The organism is Pseudomonas sp. BT76 TE3572 (assembly GCF_050435365.1).
In the GTDB taxonomy this organism is placed as follows: Bacteria; Pseudomonadota; Gammaproteobacteria; order Pseudomonadales; family Pseudomonadaceae; genus Aquipseudomonas; species Aquipseudomonas fluorescens_W.
The window spans coordinates 3,379,554-3,394,649 of record NZ_JBNDKE010000001.1 but is presented as its reverse complement, the minus strand read 5'-3'; the positions used below and the strand labels follow the sequence as shown (position 1 = coordinate 3,394,649).

General features: G+C 60.5%; 14 protein-coding genes and 1 pseudogene. 10 read left to right on the top strand and 5 right to left on the bottom strand.

The features are described from left to right. The first annotated feature begins 95 nt into the window (after positions 1–95). From hmgA to maiA, 3 genes are read left to right on the top strand one after another with little or no spacing between them, the layout of a single operon-like run. The gene (gene hmgA / locus ABH912_RS15525; RefSeq protein ID WP_033057864.1) at positions 96–1,400 is read left to right on the top strand and encodes a homogentisate 1,2-dioxygenase; all 1,305 of its coding nucleotides are present in this window, start codon (positions 96–98) and stop codon (positions 1,398–1,400) included. Between the two features lie 3 nt (positions 1,401–1,403). Next, positions 1,404–2,708: a fumarylacetoacetase gene (gene fahA, locus ABH912_RS15520; protein ID WP_429511069.1), complete on the top strand. Its 1,305-nt coding sequence runs from the start codon at positions 1,404–1,406 to the stop codon at positions 2,706–2,708. Between the two features lie 12 nt (positions 2,709–2,720). Then, positions 2,721–3,356: a maleylacetoacetate isomerase gene (maiA, locus tag ABH912_RS15515; RefSeq protein ID WP_429511068.1), complete on the top strand. Its 636-nt coding sequence runs from the start codon at positions 2,721–2,723 to the stop codon at positions 3,354–3,356. Between the two features lie 105 nt (positions 3,357–3,461). On the opposite strand, the gene ABH912_RS15510 is transcribed toward maiA, so the two are convergent. After that, a complete protein-coding gene (locus tag ABH912_RS15510; RefSeq protein ID WP_429511067.1) occupies positions 3,462–4,265 on the bottom strand; it encodes a SirB1 family protein in 804 nt (267 codons plus the stop codon). Positions 4,266–4,448: 183 nt separating this feature from the next. On the opposite strand from ABH912_RS15510, the gene ABH912_RS15505 reads away from it, so the two are divergent. The 4 genes from ABH912_RS15505 (at position 4,449) to ABH912_RS15490 (ending at position 8,783) form a co-directional block, all read left to right on the top strand. Then, positions 4,449–5,468 carry a Glu/Leu/Phe/Val dehydrogenase family protein gene (locus tag ABH912_RS15505; protein ID WP_046053176.1) on the top strand — a complete coding sequence of 340 codons (1,020 nt, stop codon included), beginning with the start codon at positions 4,449–4,451 and terminating at the stop codon, positions 5,466–5,468. Positions 5,469–5,583: 115 nt separating this feature from the next. Next, complete coding sequence (gene pdhA, locus ABH912_RS15500) at positions 5,584–6,678, top strand: pyruvate dehydrogenase (acetyl-transferring) E1 component subunit alpha (protein WP_429511066.1); 1,095 nt, start codon at positions 5,584–5,586, stop codon at positions 6,676–6,678. Further along, entirely contained in the window at positions 6,671–7,657 is a 987-nt protein-coding gene (locus ABH912_RS15495) for an alpha-ketoacid dehydrogenase subunit beta (protein ID WP_033057846.1), read from the top strand. Before pdhA ends, ABH912_RS15495 begins: the two co-directional genes overlap by 8 nt. A 16-nt stretch (positions 7,658–7,673) precedes the next feature. Then, positions 7,674–8,783 carry a dihydrolipoamide acetyltransferase family protein gene (locus ABH912_RS15490; protein ID WP_033057843.1) on the top strand — a complete coding sequence of 370 codons (1,110 nt, stop codon included), beginning with the start codon at positions 7,674–7,676 and terminating at the stop codon, positions 8,781–8,783. Positions 8,784–8,960: 177 nt separating this feature from the next. Here the strand turns inward: ABH912_RS15490 and ABH912_RS15485 are convergent. Next, positions 8,961–9,200, bottom strand: a pseudogene (locus ABH912_RS15485) (YebG family protein); the annotation flags it as partial. A gap of 278 nt (positions 9,201–9,478) precedes the next feature. On the opposite strand from ABH912_RS15485, the gene ABH912_RS15480 reads away from it, so the two are divergent. Continuing rightward, positions 9,479–9,979, top strand: coding sequence for a phosphate-starvation-inducible protein PsiE (locus ABH912_RS15480; RefSeq protein ID WP_033057839.1), 501 nt, complete (start codon positions 9,479–9,481; stop codon positions 9,977–9,979). On the opposite strand, the gene ABH912_RS15475 is transcribed toward ABH912_RS15480, so the two are convergent. The 3 genes from ABH912_RS15475 to ABH912_RS15465 form a co-directional block, all read right to left on the bottom strand. Further along, positions 9,976–10,293 (bottom strand): DUF3509 domain-containing protein, encoded by a 318-nt coding sequence (locus tag ABH912_RS15475; RefSeq protein ID WP_403140002.1) that lies wholly within the window; start codon positions 10,291–10,293, stop codon positions 9,976–9,978. The genes ABH912_RS15480 and ABH912_RS15475 overlap by 4 nt on opposite strands. 217 nt (positions 10,294–10,510) lie before the next feature. Continuing rightward, positions 10,511–11,812, bottom strand: a complete 1,302-nt coding sequence (locus tag ABH912_RS15470) for a serine/threonine transporter (RefSeq protein ID WP_429511065.1) — start codon at positions 11,810–11,812, stop codon at positions 10,511–10,513. Between the two features lie 59 nt (positions 11,813–11,871). Beyond that, complete coding sequence (locus ABH912_RS15465; RefSeq protein WP_429511063.1) at positions 11,872–13,248, bottom strand: L-serine ammonia-lyase; 1,377 nt, start codon at positions 13,246–13,248, stop codon at positions 11,872–11,874. 135 nt (positions 13,249–13,383) lie between these two features. Here ABH912_RS15465 and ABH912_RS15460 point away from each other — a divergent pair, with 135 nt between their 5' ends. After that, entirely contained in the window at positions 13,384–14,331 is a 948-nt protein-coding gene (locus ABH912_RS15460) for a LysR substrate-binding domain-containing protein (protein ID WP_046053185.1), read from the top strand. Positions 14,332–14,544: 213 nt separating this feature from the next. Next, positions 14,545–14,952, top strand: a complete 408-nt coding sequence (locus tag ABH912_RS15455; RefSeq protein WP_008150614.1) for an HPF/RaiA family ribosome-associated protein — start codon at positions 14,545–14,547, stop codon at positions 14,950–14,952. The last annotated feature ends 144 nt before the right edge of the window (positions 14,953–15,096 follow it).

Here is a 15,096-nt window from a genome sequence, read left to right as displayed (position 1 = left end):
AAGCGTAATCGAATTACGATAAAAATAACCCAGGCGTGCCGAGACCTCTTCAACGGAGCGACAGGCCATTGCCTACTCCCTGTTCAGGAGGCTCCATGAACCTCGATTCAACGGCGCCAGCGCTGGCTTACCAGTCCGGCTTCGGCAACGAATTCAGCAGCGAAGCGTTGCCCGGCGCACTGCCCGTCGGCCAGAATTCCCCGCAAAAAGCGCCTTACGGTCTCTACACCGAACTGTTCTCCGGCACGGCATTCACCATGCCTCGCAGTGAAGCGCGGCGCACCTGGATGTACCGCATTCAGCCGTCGGCCAATCACCCGGCGTTCGTCAAACTGGATCGGCAACTGGCCGGCGGCGCGTTGGGTGAAGTGACCCCCAACCGTCTGCGCTGGAACCCGTTGGACATTCCGACCGAGCCAACCGATTTCATCGACGGGCTGGTGAGCATGGCCGCCAACTCGGGCGCGGAAAAACCGGCCGGGATCAGCATCTACAGTTACCGCGCCAACCGCTCCATGGAGCGAGTGTTCTTCAACGCCGATGGCGAACTGTTGCTGGTGCCTGAGCTCGGACGCTTGCGCATTGCGACCGAATTGGGCGTGCTGGAACTGGAACCACTGGAAATCGCCGTGTTGCCACGCGGTCTGAAATTTCGTGTCGAACTGCTCGACCCGCAAGCTCGCGGCTACATTGCCGAGAACCACGGCGCGCCGCTGCGCCTGCCGGACTTGGGGCCGATCGGCAGCAACGGTCTGGCCAACGCGCGGGACTTCCTGACCCCGGTCGCGCATTACGAAAACCTCAAGCAACCGACCACGCTGGTGCAGAAATTCCTCGGTCAGTTGTGGGGCTGTGAGCTCGATCATTCGCCGCTGAACGTGGTCGCCTGGCACGGCAATAACGTGCCGTACAAATATGACCTGCGTCGTTTCAACACCATCGGCACGGTCAGTTTCGACCACCCGGATCCATCAATCTTCACCGTCCTGACGTCGCCGACCAGCGTCCATGGTCTGGCCAATCTCGACTTCGTGATCTTCCCTCCACGCTGGATGGTCGCTGAGAAAACCTTCCGTCCACCGTGGTTCCACCGCAACCTGATGAATGAATTCATGGGCCTGATCAAGGGCGAGTACGACGCCAAGGCCGAAGGCTTCGTGCCCGGCGGTGCGTCCTTGCACAGTTGCATGAGCGCCCACGGCCCGGACGGTGAAACTTGCACCAAGGCGATCAACGCCGAACTCGCGCCCGCGAAAATCGACAACACCATGGCCTTCATGTTCGAGACCAGCCAGGTGCTGCGCCCGAGCCGTTTCGCCCTGGATTGCCCGCAACTGCAAACCAACTACGATGCCTGCTGGGCCACGCTGCCCGCCACTTTCGACCCGACCCGGAGATAACCCATGACTCAGACTTCCATCACTCGTAGCTGGGTTGCCTCCGCCAACGGCCATGCTGATTTCCCATTGCAGAACCTGCCGCTGGGTGTGTTCAGCGTGAAGGGTTCGGCACCGCGCAGTGGCGTGGCCATTGGCGAACACATCTTTGACCTGGAAGCTGCACTGGATGCCGGCCTGTTCGAGGGCGTCGCAAAAACGGCAGTCGAAGCCACCCGTGGCGGCCAGTTGAATGCGTTCTTCGAACTGGGGCGTGACGCTCGCGTTGCCCTGCGCGAACGCCTGCTGGAACTGTTCAAAGAAGGCAGCACCCTGCACGGCAAGATCGAAGCCCAAGGCGCAAAACTGCTGCCACTGGCAGCGAATTGCGAAATGCACCTGCCAGCAAAAATCAACGACTACACCGACTTCTACGTCGGCATCGAGCACGCGCAGAACGTCGGCAAACTGTTCCGTCCGGACAACCCATTGCTGCCGAACTACAAGTACGTGCCGATCGGTTATCACGGCCGCGCTTCGACCATTCGCCCGTCGGGCACCGATGTTCGCCGTCCGAAAGGCCAGACCTTGCCAGCCGGTCAGACCGAGCCGACGTTTGGTCCGTGCGCACGTCTGGATTACGAACTGGAGCTGGGCATCTGGATTGGCCAGGGCAACGAGATGGGCGACTCGATCGCCATCGGTGACGCCGCCGATCACATCGCCGGTTTCTGCCTGCTTAACGACTGGTCGGCGCGCGACATCCAGGCCTGGGAATACCAGCCGCTCGGTCCATTCCTGTCGAAAAGTTTCATCACCAGCATCTCGCCTTGGGTGGTGACGGCCGAAGCGCTGGAGCCGTTCCGTCGTGCTCAACCGGCACGTCCGGAAGGCGATCCGCAGCCGCTGCCGTACCTGTTCGATAAACGCGATCAGGCCGCTGGCGCCTTCGACATCGAACTGGAAGTGCTGCTGCTCACCGAAGGCCTGCGCGAGCAAAAACTGCCGGCGCATCGCCTGACCCTGAGCAACACCCGACACATGTACTGGACCGTGGCGCAAATGGTCGCGCACCACAGCGTCAACGGCTGCCAGTTGCAGGCCGGTGACCTGTTCGGTTCGGGCACCTTGTCGGGGCCGGAAAACGGTCAGTTCGGCAGCCTGCTGGAAATCACCGAGGGCGGTAAAAAGCCGATCGAACTCGCGTCCGGCGAGGTGCGTAAATTCCTTGAGGACGGCGACGAAATCATCCTGCGCGCCCGTTGCAGCCGCGAGGGTTTTGCCTCCATCGGTTTCGGCGAATGCCGCGGCAAAGTGCTGCCGGCGCGCTAAGAGGATCGGGTCATGGAACTCTATACCTACTACCGTTCGACTTCGTCCTATCGGGTGCGCATTGCGTTGGCGCTCAAGGGGCTGGATTACCAGGCGCTGCCGATCAATCTGATCGCGCCGCCAGGTGGCGAACATCGACAGCCGCCGTATCTCGCCATCAATCCGCAAGGCCGAGTGCCGGCCTTGCGCACTGACGAAGGTGAACTGTTGATCCAGTCGCCGGCGATCATTGAATACCTGGAGGAACGTTATCCACAGGTGCCGCTGCTCTCCAAAGACCTCGCCGCTCGCGCCCATGAGCGCGGTGTGGCGGCGGTGATTGGTTGCGACGTGCATCCGCTGCACAACGTCAGCGTGCTCAACAAGCTGCGGCAGTTGGGGCACGATGAACCGCAAGTGGTGGAATGGATCGGGCACTGGATCAGCCAAGGGTTGGCGACGGTGGAACAGTTGATCGGCGATGAGGGTTATTGCTTTGGCCCGACGCCTGGGCTGGCGGATGTTTACCTGATCCCTCAACTTTATGCCGCCGAGCGTTTCAACATTTCGCTTGAGGCGTATCCACGGATTCGTCGAGTGGCGGCGCTGGCGGCGACGCATCCGGCGTTCATCAAGGCGCATCCGGCGAACCAGCCAGACACTCCTTAAAAACATCAGATCAAAAGATCGCAGCCTCGTTTCACTCGACAGCTCCTACAGAAAGTCGCCCCCTGTAGGAGCTGTCGAGTGAAACGAGGCTGCGATCTTTTGCTTTTAATGGACGATAGAGTTCGGCGGCAAATGCCCTAATCGCTCAGTCAGGCGAATCCGCTGGATCGGGTCGTCGCTAAGCAGCAGGGCATGTTCCAGGTCAAAGCGCTCGGCGTTCGGGCAATCCAGCCGTTGATAGAGGCTGGCCCGGGCCAGGTAGTCGGAGGCGATGGCGTTGCCCAGTTCAAGCACACGTTCGGCGTCGATCAGGGCGCCGATGTAGTCATCGTTGGAAAGGTGTAACTGACGCAGGTTGCGCGACAGCCGCTGCAGCATCTGCACCGGTTCGGCGGTGAGCATATGCTCGGCGCTGAGCTGCATGTTCGGCCCGTACTGGCGCTGCAGCAACTCCCGGCAATCGTTGGGGTACAACCGACGCCCGCCGCAGGGGTCGAGCAGGTGATCGGCGCCCGGTACCCGCAGCAGAAAATGCCCGGGGAAGTTGACGCCAACCATGGGGATTTCCAGACCTTTGGCCAGTTCCAGGGCAATCAATCCCAGACTCAGCGGCTGCCCACGCCTGCGTTCCAGCACTTTATTGACCAGCGCGACTTGCGGACGCAATGGCGTGGAGTCGTCCTGAGCGAATCCCATGTCATTCATGCGCCGTAACAACGGCTGGGCCAACTCGCTCACCGGCAACATCGGCAAGCCATAACTGACCCGTTGTTGCAGGTCCTTGAAATCGTGCAGCACCGCTTCGGGATTGACCTCACTGTCATGTTCGGCGGCAATCCATAGCGCCGCCTCGAACAGTGCGGGCGGTGAACGTTGCAGACAGTCGAAGAAACGTTGGCGGGGGGTCATCAAAATCTCCGGGTAATGCCTCGTTTTAGCCCCGTCTCAGGCATTCGTCCAGTGCCGAACATAGGCGGTTACAGGTTATGTCCGAAAGTCTGCTTGGCGGCGCCGCTTATTCCGGTGCGCTTCTGCAATTTTCGGGCGCAAGCCTATACTGGCGACTACAAGAAGTGATTCGGGAGCCCTACGATGTTCGCTCTCATGCAAAGCACTCGCCTTGAATCCCTGCATCTGAGCGTCGACTCGGTCACCGGGTTGAAGGCGGTCATTGCCATTCATAACAGCCGTCTGGGGCCTGCCCTGGGCGGGTGTCGTTACCTTGCCTATCCCAGCGACGAGTCCGCCGTCGAGGATGCCGTGCGTCTCGCACAAGGCATGAGTTACAAGGCGGCGCTGGCCGGCCTGGCTCAGGGCGGCGGCGTGGCGGTGATTGTTCGCCCGGTCCATGTGGAAAACCGCGCCGCGCTGTTCGAAGCGTTCGGGCGTTGCATCAATCAGCTCGACGGCCGCTACATCACCGCCATCGACAGTGGCACCTCGGTGGCGGACATGGATTGCATCGCCCAACAGACCCAGCACGTCACCAGCACCACCTCGGCGGGCGACCCTGCACCGCACGCGGCGATGGGCGTGTTCACCGGTATTCGTGCGACCGCCATGGCCCGGCTGGGCAGCGATAACCTCGAAGGCCTGCGAGTGGCGATTCAAGGGCTCGGCAACGTTGGTTTTGCCCTGGCCGAACAGCTGCATGCCGCCGGTGCCGAACTGCTGGTCAGTGACATCGATCACGGCAAAGTCCAACTGGCGATGGAGCAATTGGGCGCTCACCCGATCGCCAACGACGCGCTGCTCAGCACCCCTTGTGACATTCTCGCGCCCTGCGGCCTCGGTGGCGTGCTCAACAGCCACAGCGTGACGCAACTGCGCTGCGCGGCGGTGGCCGGTTCGGCGAACAACCAGCTGACCCATCTGGAAGTCGCTGATCAACTGGAGCGGCGGGGCATTCTGTATGCGCCGGATTACGTGATCAATGCAGGCGGGTTGATCTACGTATCGCTCAAACATCGCGGCGAAGAGCTATCGACCATCACCGCACACCTGTCGAAAATCAGCTCCCGGCTGACCGAAGTCTTCGCCCATGCCCAAGCGGAAAAACGTTCGCCGGCCCGAGTGGCTGACGAGTTGGCGGAGAAAGTGCTGTATCGATGAGCCTGAACCGATGAAGGAGTGAGGGCCTATCCGGCAGACTTGCTCCCAAGGCCTGGCGCCACAAGCGTCAGGCTTGACTGACGCACGCTGACGCGGCGTGCCAGGAGCCTCTGTGATGCCTCACAAGGTTGAGCTGCCTTTCACCCGGTTTTTATCCCCTGACGGCCAATTGCTCGGCGATCTTCCTGCCTGGACCGACGATTTCAATTTGCTGACGCGCCTTTATCGGCAGATGGTCCTGACCCGCCTTTTCGATCAGAAAGCCGTCGCCCTGCAACGCACCGGGCGCATCGGCACTTATGCGCCGACATTGGGCCAGGAAGCCATTGGCGTCGCCATCGGCAGCGTGATGCACGCCGAAGACGTGCTGATTCCGTATTACCGTGACACCGCCGTGCAGTTGATGCGCGGAGTACGCATGGAAGAAATCCTCCTGTACTGGGGCGGTGACGAGCGCGGCAGCGACTTTGCCGAACCGGCGGCGGCCCAGGACTTTCCGATCTGCGTGCCGATCGCCACCCAGGCCTTGCATGCCTGCGGCGTTGCCAGTGCATTCAAAATCCGCGGCGAACATCGGGTTGCCGTCACCACCTGCGGCGACGGCGCCACCAGCAAGGGCGATTTCCTCGAAGCCCTCAACGTCGCCGGTGCCTGGCAGTTGCCGGTGGTGTTTGTGATCAATAACAACCAATGGGCGATCTCGGTGCCACGACGGATTCAGTGCGGCGCCCCGACGCTGGCACAGAAAGCGATCGGTGCAGGGTTCCACGGTGAGCAGGTCGACGGCAATGACATGCTCGCGGTTTACGACCGAGTACAAGCGGCCCTCGAAAGGGCGCGTCACGGTAAAGGCCCGGTGTTGCTGGAATGCCTGAGCTATCGCCTCGGCGACCACACGACGGCCGACGATGCCACACGCTACCGGTCGGCAGACGAGGTCAAGCAGGCCTGGCTCGAAGAACCGATCAAACGCCTGCAACGTTTCATGGTCGGCCAGGGCGTGTGGGACGAAGGCCGCGAACAGGCGCTGATCAGCGAATGCCAGGGCTTGGTGCAGCGCGCTGTCGATAACTTCGAAGCAGCGGGTACTCAGGCGCCCGAATCGATCATGGATCACGTCTACGCCCAATGGCCGGCGTCCCTCGCCGGGCAGCGTGAAGAGTTGCTCGAGCGGGCGCCGCGCCGCGCGGGAGATTCGAGCCATGAGTAACGGCAAAGTCACGTTGTTGGAAGCGGTGAATCTCGCGCTGCATCGGGCGATGAGCGAAGACGAGAACGTCATCGTCCTCGGTGAGGATGTCGGAGTGAATGGCGGCGTGTTTCGCGCCACCCAAGGGCTGCGCGACAGCTTTGGCTTCAAGCGCGTCATCGACTCGCCGCTGGCCGAAACCATGCTCGGCGGAATCGTGGTCGGCATGGCCGCGCAGGGCTTGAAACCGGTGGTGGAAATCCAGTTCATGGGTTTCATCTACGCGGCCATGGAGCACCTGGTGTCCCACGCCAGCCGCATGCGCAATCGCACGCGCGGGCGGATCACCTGCCCGATGGTGATGCGCACGCCGATGGGCGCAGGGATTCGTGCGCCGGAACATCACAGTGAAAGCACTGAAGCATTGTTCGCGCACATTCCAGGTCTGCGGGTGGTGATTCCGTCATCGCCGGCAAGGGCTTATGGCTTGTTGCTGGCGGCCATCGATGACCCGGACCCGGTGGTGTTTCTCGAACCGACCCGGCTCTATCGCATGAACCCGCAAACGCTGGTGGATGACGGTAAACGCCTGCCGCTGGACAGCTGTTTCACCCTGCGCGAAGGCAGCGACATCACGCTGATCAGTTGGGGCGCCAGTGTGATGGAAACCCTGCAAGCCGCCACCGCATTGGCCGAGCGGGGCGTCTCGGCGGAAGTGATCGATGTCGCGAGTATCAAGCCGCTGGACCTCGACACGCTGGAAGCCTCGGTGCGCAAGACCGGTCGCTGCGTGATCGTCCACGAAGCGCCACGTTCCTGCGGCGTCGGCGCGGAAATCGCCGCGAGCCTCTACGAGCGGGTGTTGCTGGACTTGCAGGCACCGATTCAGCGAGTCACCGCACCGGACATCCCGCCGCCGCTGTATCGACTGGAATTGCTCTATATGCCGAACGTCGAGGACATTCTTCAGGCCTGCGACAACGTACTTCACTTTTCCTGAACCCAAGGAGGCTGCGATGAAGTATTTCAAACTGCCGGATCTGGGCGAAGGTTTGCAGGAAGCGGAAATCGTCCGTTGGCACGTCGCAGTCGGCGATACCGTCAAGGCCGATCAACTGCTGGTGTCGGTGGAAACCGCCAAGGCTCTTGTGGATATCCCCGCACCTTATGACGGAGTGGTGGCGAAACTTCATGGCGGTGAGGGCGACATCATTCACGTCGGTGAACCCCTGCTCGGTTACGAAGGCGAAGCGGACGCGGGCACCGTAGTGGGGCGACTCGAAGGTGGCGGCAGCAGTCAGGAGGATTCGTTTTTCATCGGGGCAGCCCCCTCGACCCGAGAGCACCTGGCGACTCGCGCCACGCCGGCCGTGCGGCAACTGGCCCGGCAACTCGGCGTGGAGTTGAGCGGGGTGACGGGCTCCGGCCACGAGGGGCTGATCACCCGCACGGATGTGGAAAGCGCGGCTCAAACCGAACGCGAGCGCTTCGGCGGCGAACGGTTGCGCGGTGTGCGGCGCAGCATGGCGCTGAACATGGCGCGGTCTCATGCCGAAGTGGTGCCGGTGACGATTTTCGGTGACGCCGACCTGCATCGCTGGGGGCAGGCACGCGAACCGCTGATTCGTCTCGCCAAAGCGATGGCGGCCGCGTGCGCCGTGGAGCCGGTACTCAACAGTGCTTTCGATGGCAAAAGCCTGTCGCTCAAACAACACGAACGGCTCGATCTGGGCATCGCCGTGGACACCTCGGACGGCTTGTTCGTGCCAGTGCTGCGCGATGTCGGTCACCGCACCCCGGCTGACTTGAAGGAAGGCGTCATGCGATTAAGGGCCGACGTGCAGGCGCGATCGATTCCTCCCAAGGAAATGATGGGGGCGACCCTGACGTTGTCGAATTTCGGCACCTTGTTCGGTCGCTATGCCAACCCGGTGGTGGTGCCGCCGCAAGTGGCAATCCTCGCTGCTGGCGCGATCCGCGACGAACCGGTGGCGGTCGATGGCGCGGTGGTGGTGCATCCGGTCCTGCCACTGTCCCTGACCTTCGATCATCGCGTGGTGACGGGGGGCGAGGCGGCGCGTTTCTTCAAGGCGCTGGTCGAGGCGCTGGAGCAACCCGACGCTTAGGTTTTTCGCCGGCATGAAAAAGGCCCTGAGCCATTTGACTCAGGGCCTATTCAATTCGGGCGTTGCTTACTTGGCAGCCTTGGGGGCTTTAGCTGGCTTGGTTGGCTCAGCGACTTCAACAGGTGCAGGCGCCTCAACGGGGGCAGCCTGTTCAACGACTTCAACCGGCGCATTGAGCAATTCGGACAACGCGTCCGGCTGGCTCTTGAACGCCTTGGCGAACACATCGCGGTTCTTCGCCATGTAGATCCCGGCTTCTTCCACTTGCTGTTCGGTCAGGGACGGAACGGCTTTTTGCAACACTTCAGCCAGCAATTCGGCCAGTTCGAGCATTTTGTCATGACGGTCAGCTTCGGCTTTATCCATGAACAAGCGCTCCAGATCTCGGCTGCTGCGGTATACCACTTCGACGGCCATTCACCACCTCACATGCCTTCACATTAAGTTGTCTTATTCGACTACTGTATTTATATACAGCGAAAAGGATAAGCGAATCCCTGCGCTTTGGGTAGTGGCTTTTTAATGTAGACCGAAATCAGGGTTTGTGAGGTGCAGGTGCGACCAAACGCCACGGAGCGCGTTTTAGAGCACCTCGCCATCATGTGGCAGGCGCCCCTGGCCTTTTTTCTGCATGCAGAACAACCGTCACGTCAAACCCGCATCATCCGTTCGAACCGAGCTAAGGAAGAATCATCGTGAAAATCAACTGGGCCGAGAACCTGCGGCAGAACGTGCATCAACTGGCCGAGTCTCTGGGCAACCTGTTCGTCGAGACCTTCCACTACCTGGCACTGTTCGCCATCGGTGCAGTCACCGCGTGGGCGGCGGTGATGGAGTTTTTGCAGATGATCGAGGCGGGACACATCAAGATCGATGACATCTTGCTGCTGTTCATCTACCTGGAACTGGGGGCGATGGTCGGGATTTATTTCAAGACCAACCACATGCCGGTGCGCTTCCTGATCTACGTGGCGATCACTGCGCTGACGCGGCTGCTGATCTCCAACGTCTCGCACCACAACCCGCCGGATATCGGCATCATCTACCTGTGCGGCGGGATTCTGCTGCTGGCGTTTGCGATTCTGGTGGTGCGTTACGCCTCGTCGCAATTCCCTTCGGTGAAAATCGCGCACCCGCAACGCAAGATCGGTGCGGGTTCCGGTGAGCATCCCGAAGTGGAGAAGGGCGAGCTTTAAAGCCGCATGGCCGGCCGGCTGTGGCCCTTGACGCGGGGCGGTGGCAGGTTGCAATTGTCGCCGTCGGTCATGGCTTCGAGGATGGCCACGGCGCTGTGGCCCTGTTCGATGGCGATGCCGAACTGAATGCTTTGCACCAGGCGTTTGAGGCGCTGGGGGTCATTGCGTTGTTCGGCGCTGATCATTCGTTTGGCGACCACGTGACCGCTGTTGGACAGGGTCAGCATGATGCTGCCATCCAGCCCCTGAATGCTCAGGTTGATCTGGTAATCCGGTGCGAAGGCATCGGTAATGAGCTGAAAAGGGTTGTCCATGATGCGTCACCGCCTGATTGAACGTGCAGTTGTTGACCGGCCATGATCGGGTTGGTTCGCAATACCAGACCATCGGCAGGCCGTTCGCTGAGATTTTAAAAAGTCCTTTTTGCCTCAGCAGTGACGTAGCAAGGGGCATGCCGGGAAAACTGTCGAACAATAGACACGGCAAAAAAGAGGCGGGCACCGTGGCCCGCCTTCTTTTTGCCTGCCCGTTTCAGGGCATGAATGAGTAGATGATCGCAGACAGTGCAATCAAACCGATCAGCACCACGAACACGTTCGAGGCCTGACCCGAGTACTGGCGCAAGGCCGGCACTCGGCGGATGGCGTACATCGGCATCAGGAACAGCAGGCACGCGATGATCGGCCCACCGAGGGTTTCGATCATGCCGAGGATGCTCGGGTTGAACGTTGCCACGGCCCAGCAACTGAGGATCATGAACAGCGCAGTCACGCGGTTCAGCCAACTGGCAGACATCACCCGGCCACGGCCGCGCAGGCTTTTCACGATCAGGCCCTGAAAGCCTTCGCTGGCGCCGATGTAATGGCCGAGGAAGGACTTGGTGATCGCCACCAGCGCAATCAACGGCGCGGCGTAAGCGATGACCGGCGTCTGGAAGTGGTTGGCCAGGTACGACAGGATCGAGATGTTCTGCGCCTTCGCCGCCGCCAAATCAGCCGGGGACAGGGCCAGCACGCAGCTGAAGCAGAAGAACATCACCGTCACCACCATCATCGCGTGGGCGATGGCGAGGATGCCGCTGCTTTTGCGTTCGGCCTGTTCGCCGTAACGCTGTTTCTGATCGACGGAGAAGGCGGAGATGATCGGCGAATGGTTGAACGAAAACACCATCACCGGGATCGCCAGCCATAACGTCTTGAAGAACAGCGGCATCGGCATGCCTTCACTGGCGGTGGCGAAGAATGCGCCGTTCCAGTTCGGGATCAGGCTCAAACCGAGCAGCAGCAATGCCGCAACGAACGGATAAACCAGCACGCTCATGCATTTGACGATGACACCCTGACCGCAACGGACGATCGCCATCAGACCGAGGATCAGCACCAGCGACAGAATCGCCCGCGGTGGCGGGGCGATGTGTAACTGATGCTCCATGAAGCTGCTCAAGGTGTTGGTCAGCGCCACGCTGTACACCAGCAGAATCGGGAAGATCGCAAAGAAATACAGGAGCGTGATCAGCTTGCCGGCGCCGATGCCGAAGTGTTCTTCCACCACTTCGGTGATGTCCCCGGAGCGCCCGGACAGCACGAAGCGGGTCAGGCCTCGGTGGGCGAAGAAGGTCATCGGGAAGGCTAGTATTGCCAGGATCAGCAGCGGCCAGAAACCGCCTACACCGGCGTTGATCGGCAGGAACAGCGTTCCGGCACCGATGGCGGTGCCGTAAAGACCGAGCATCCAGGTGGTGTCGTGTTTACTCCAGCCCTTGGTGGCTGTTGCTGTGTCGCGTTTGAGTTCTACAGCTGGGTTATCGGCAGCAGGTGTACGTACATCGGTCATCGTTTGGCCTCGTTATTGTTCTTGCTCGGGCTCACGTGCGGACGGTCAGGGAGTGCTCCTCAGCACTCCACCCAGCTAACAGCCAGGCCGCCCCGTGAAGTCTCTTTGTATTTGTCATGCATGTCGGCGCCGGTATCGCGCATGGTGCGGATCACCCGGTCCAGGGAAATGAAGTGTTTGCCGTCGCCGCGCAGGGCCATTTGCGTGGCGTTGATCGCCTTCACGGCGGCGATGGCATTGCGCTCGATGCACGGCACTTGCACCAGGCCGCCGACCGGATCGCAGGTCAGTCCGAGGTTGTGTTCCAAACCGATTTCGGCGGCGTTTTCCAGTTGCTCGGGTGTGGCGCCGAGCACGTCTGCCAGACCGGCAGCGGCCATGGCACAGGCCGAGCCGACTTCGCCCTGGCAGCCAACTTCGGCACCGGAGATAGACGCATTTTTCTTGCAGAGAATGCCCACGGCCGCTGCGCCCAAAAAGAACGCCACCACGTCATCGTCCGACGCGTCCGGGTTGAATTTCATGTAGTAATGCAGCACCGCTGGAATGATCCCCGCCGCGCCGTTGGTCGGCGCCGTGACCATGCGCCCGCCCGCTGCGTTTTCTTCGTTCACGGCGAGGGCAAACAGGTTCACCCACTCCATGGCCGACAGCGTGGAGGTGATGACATTCGGCTTGCCGATTTCCAGCAGGCTGCGGTGCAATTTCGCCGCGCGGCGCGGAACATTCAGGCCGCCAGGCAGGATGCCTTCATGGCGCAGCCCTTGCTCGACGCATTCGCGCATCACCGACCAAATGTGCAGTAGGCCCTGACGGATTTCGGCTTCGCTGCGCCAGGCCAATTCGTTGGCCATCATCAACTCGGAAACGCGCAGGCCGTGCAGGTTGCAGAGCCTCAGCAATTCGGCGGCGCTGGAGAAATCGTACGGCAGCACCACATCGCTGGTTGGCGCGATGCCGGACTCGGCTTCGGCCGCTTCGATGATGAAACCGCCGCCGATCGAGTAGTACGTTTGCTCCGACAATTCACCAGTTTCGCCAAAGGCTGTCAGAGACATCGCATTGGGGTGGTAGGGCAGACTCTCGTCGAGCAGCAGGAGGTCGCGTTGCCAGTTGAAGGCGATGGTGGTTTTGCCGGCCAGAGACAATTCACCGGTTTCGCGCAGCGACTGGATTCGACTGTCGATGGACGTGGGGTCGATGCTGTCCGGCCACTCGCCCATCAGGCCCATGACGCAGGCGCGGTCGGTGGCGTGACCGACGCCGGTCGCCGACAGCGAGCCATAAAGTCGGATTTCTACGCGCCGTACGTCGGCCAGCAATTGTTGGTCAATCAGGGCTTGGGCGAAGGTCGCGGCGGCGCGCATCGGGCCGACGGTGTGGGAACTGGACGGACCGATGCCGACTTTGAAGAGATCGAAAACACTGATAGCCATGCTAAAGCCTATACAAGCAATGGAAGAGAAATCGCTGCCATTTTTGTAGGACAAGCGCAATGTCGGCGATACTGCCTGCCTCGGTCCTACGTGACCAACGAAACTTCCTAAGACAGCCTTTAGCAGGACTAAACAATGAGTCGCCAATTGCACGCCCAGACTTACGTCTGGCTGCACGTGTTTTCCTGTGCCGCGCGGCACTTGTCGTTCACCCGATGCGCCGAAGAACTGCACATCACGCCGGGTGCGGTCAGTCAGCAAATCCGGCAGCTGGAAGAGCGGCTGGGCTTTCGCCTGTTTCATCGTCGCGCTCGCGGTGTGGAACTGAGCGCCGAAGGCCAGCGACTGGCCATCACGGTCAACGAGGCTTACGGCAGCATCGATGCGGAATTGCGACGACTGGACGCCGGAATGATCAGCGGGATTTTGCGGGTGCGCTCGATCCCATCGTTCCTGAGCAAGTGGTTGACCCCGAGGTTGCCGCGTTTGCAGCAGCGATTCCCGGACATTCAATTACGGCTCGTAGCCGAGGACAGCAGCGTGCCATTGCACGAAGGCGACTTCGATTTGGCCATCGACCTGAATGACGGGAGCTATCCCGGTTTGTTATCCACAACCTTGCTCGACGAACAGATATTTCCGGTCTGTGCCCCAAGCCTGCTGCGCGGCCGGCCGCCGCTGCATGGCCCGTCGGACCTGATGCATTTCCCGTTGCTGCACGACATTACCGCCTGGCGCGGCAGTTACGAGTACGCGGAGTGGGAGTTCTACCTCAACGCCATCGGCTTCGAAGGCGCGGACGTGCGGCGCGGGCACACCTTCAATCGCAATCACCTGACCATCGAAGCGGCGATTGCCGGCATGGGCGTGGCGATTGCGCGACGAACGTTGCTGAATGACGAACTGGAGCGGGGGACGTTGATCGTGCCGTTTGGCCTGGCGGTGCCCAATCACAAGCGTTACGTGCTGCTCTATGCGCCGGGGGCGCTGAGCCATCCGGGTGTGCGTGCGGTGCATGACTGGCTGGTGGAGGAGGCGGGGATATTTCGAAGCCTGCACCCGCTGGCGGAGCGGCAGATGTGAGCAATTGTGACAAAAGAGTCCGGCGACCCAACTCCCGACCTTAACAGCGCTTTTGTTCCTTGTCCGGCTTTTTTTACGAATCAAAATTTATCTTTTTTTAGGGGTTGAATTGTTCTGCGAGCAGACCGATTGTGTAAGTAAGAGGTCACGGTGATGACGCCCAAGGGCCAGCCGATGTGCCTCTCGCGAGCTAGCTGAAATAAGGGATGAACTATGCAAATCCAAGTCAACAGCGATAACCATATTCAAAGCAGCATCCGACTGGAGGAGTGGGTACGTACTACCATTGAGAGCACGCTCGAACGTTATGAAGAGGACCTGACACGCGTCGAGGTTCATCTGCGGGACGAGAACGGCGACAAGCCTGGTCCCCATGACATGCGCTGTCAGCTTGAAGCGCGGCCAAAAGGCCACCAACCGATTTCTGTCACCCACAAAGCCGCAAACCTGGAACTGGCGATCGACGGTGCGGCCGAAAAACTTGAACATGCGCTTGAACACCTGTTCGGCAAACTGCGGGGCAAACCACGTGCCGCTGTCGTGCCGTTCGAGAGAGTTGCAGCCGATGCGCTGCTGGAAGACGAATTTCTCGAGAACGAACAGGCTGCGCAAAACGGCTGAAGCCTGACTGATTTTTTCCTTTCCACTGACAAACGGGTCTGCTTATGCAGGCCCGTTTTTGTTTGTGCTGACTGACATTTGGACTGCCGTAACAACGATCCCGTCGGATCTCTTTTGCACATGAGAATATTTATCATTAATATT

Excerpts from the sequence above, each read along its gene's own strand:
- hmgA (WP_033057864.1), top strand. The coding sequence starts at position 96 with ATGAACCTCGATTCAACGGCGCCAGCGCTGGCTTACCAGTCCGGCTTC.
- fahA (WP_429511069.1), top strand. The coding sequence starts at position 1,404 with ATGACTCAGACTTCCATCACTCGTAGCTGGGTTGCCTCCGCCAACGGC.
- maiA (WP_429511068.1), top strand. The coding sequence starts at position 2,721 with ATGGAACTCTATACCTACTACCGTTCGACTTCGTCCTATCGGGTGCGC.
- ABH912_RS15510 (WP_429511067.1), bottom strand. The coding sequence starts at position 4,265 with ATGACCCCCCGCCAACGTTTCTTCGACTGTCTGCAACGTTCACCGCCC.
- ABH912_RS15505 (WP_046053176.1), top strand. The coding sequence starts at position 4,449 with ATGTTCGCTCTCATGCAAAGCACTCGCCTTGAATCCCTGCATCTGAGC.
- pdhA (WP_429511066.1), top strand. The coding sequence starts at position 5,584 with ATGCCTCACAAGGTTGAGCTGCCTTTCACCCGGTTTTTATCCCCTGAC.
- ABH912_RS15495 (WP_033057846.1), top strand. The coding sequence starts at position 6,671 with ATGAGTAACGGCAAAGTCACGTTGTTGGAAGCGGTGAATCTCGCGCTG.
- ABH912_RS15490 (WP_033057843.1), top strand. The coding sequence starts at position 7,674 with ATGAAGTATTTCAAACTGCCGGATCTGGGCGAAGGTTTGCAGGAAGCG.
- ABH912_RS15475 (WP_403140002.1), bottom strand. The coding sequence starts at position 10,293 with ATGGACAACCCTTTTCAGCTCATTACCGATGCCTTCGCACCGGATTAC.
- ABH912_RS15470 (WP_429511065.1), bottom strand. The coding sequence starts at position 11,812 with ATGACCGATGTACGTACACCTGCTGCCGATAACCCAGCTGTAGAACTC.
- ABH912_RS15465 (WP_429511063.1), bottom strand. The coding sequence starts at position 13,248 with ATGGCTATCAGTGTTTTCGATCTCTTCAAAGTCGGCATCGGTCCGTCC.
- ABH912_RS15460 (WP_046053185.1), top strand. The coding sequence starts at position 13,384 with ATGAGTCGCCAATTGCACGCCCAGACTTACGTCTGGCTGCACGTGTTT.
- ABH912_RS15455 (WP_008150614.1), top strand. The coding sequence starts at position 14,545 with ATGCAAATCCAAGTCAACAGCGATAACCATATTCAAAGCAGCATCCGA.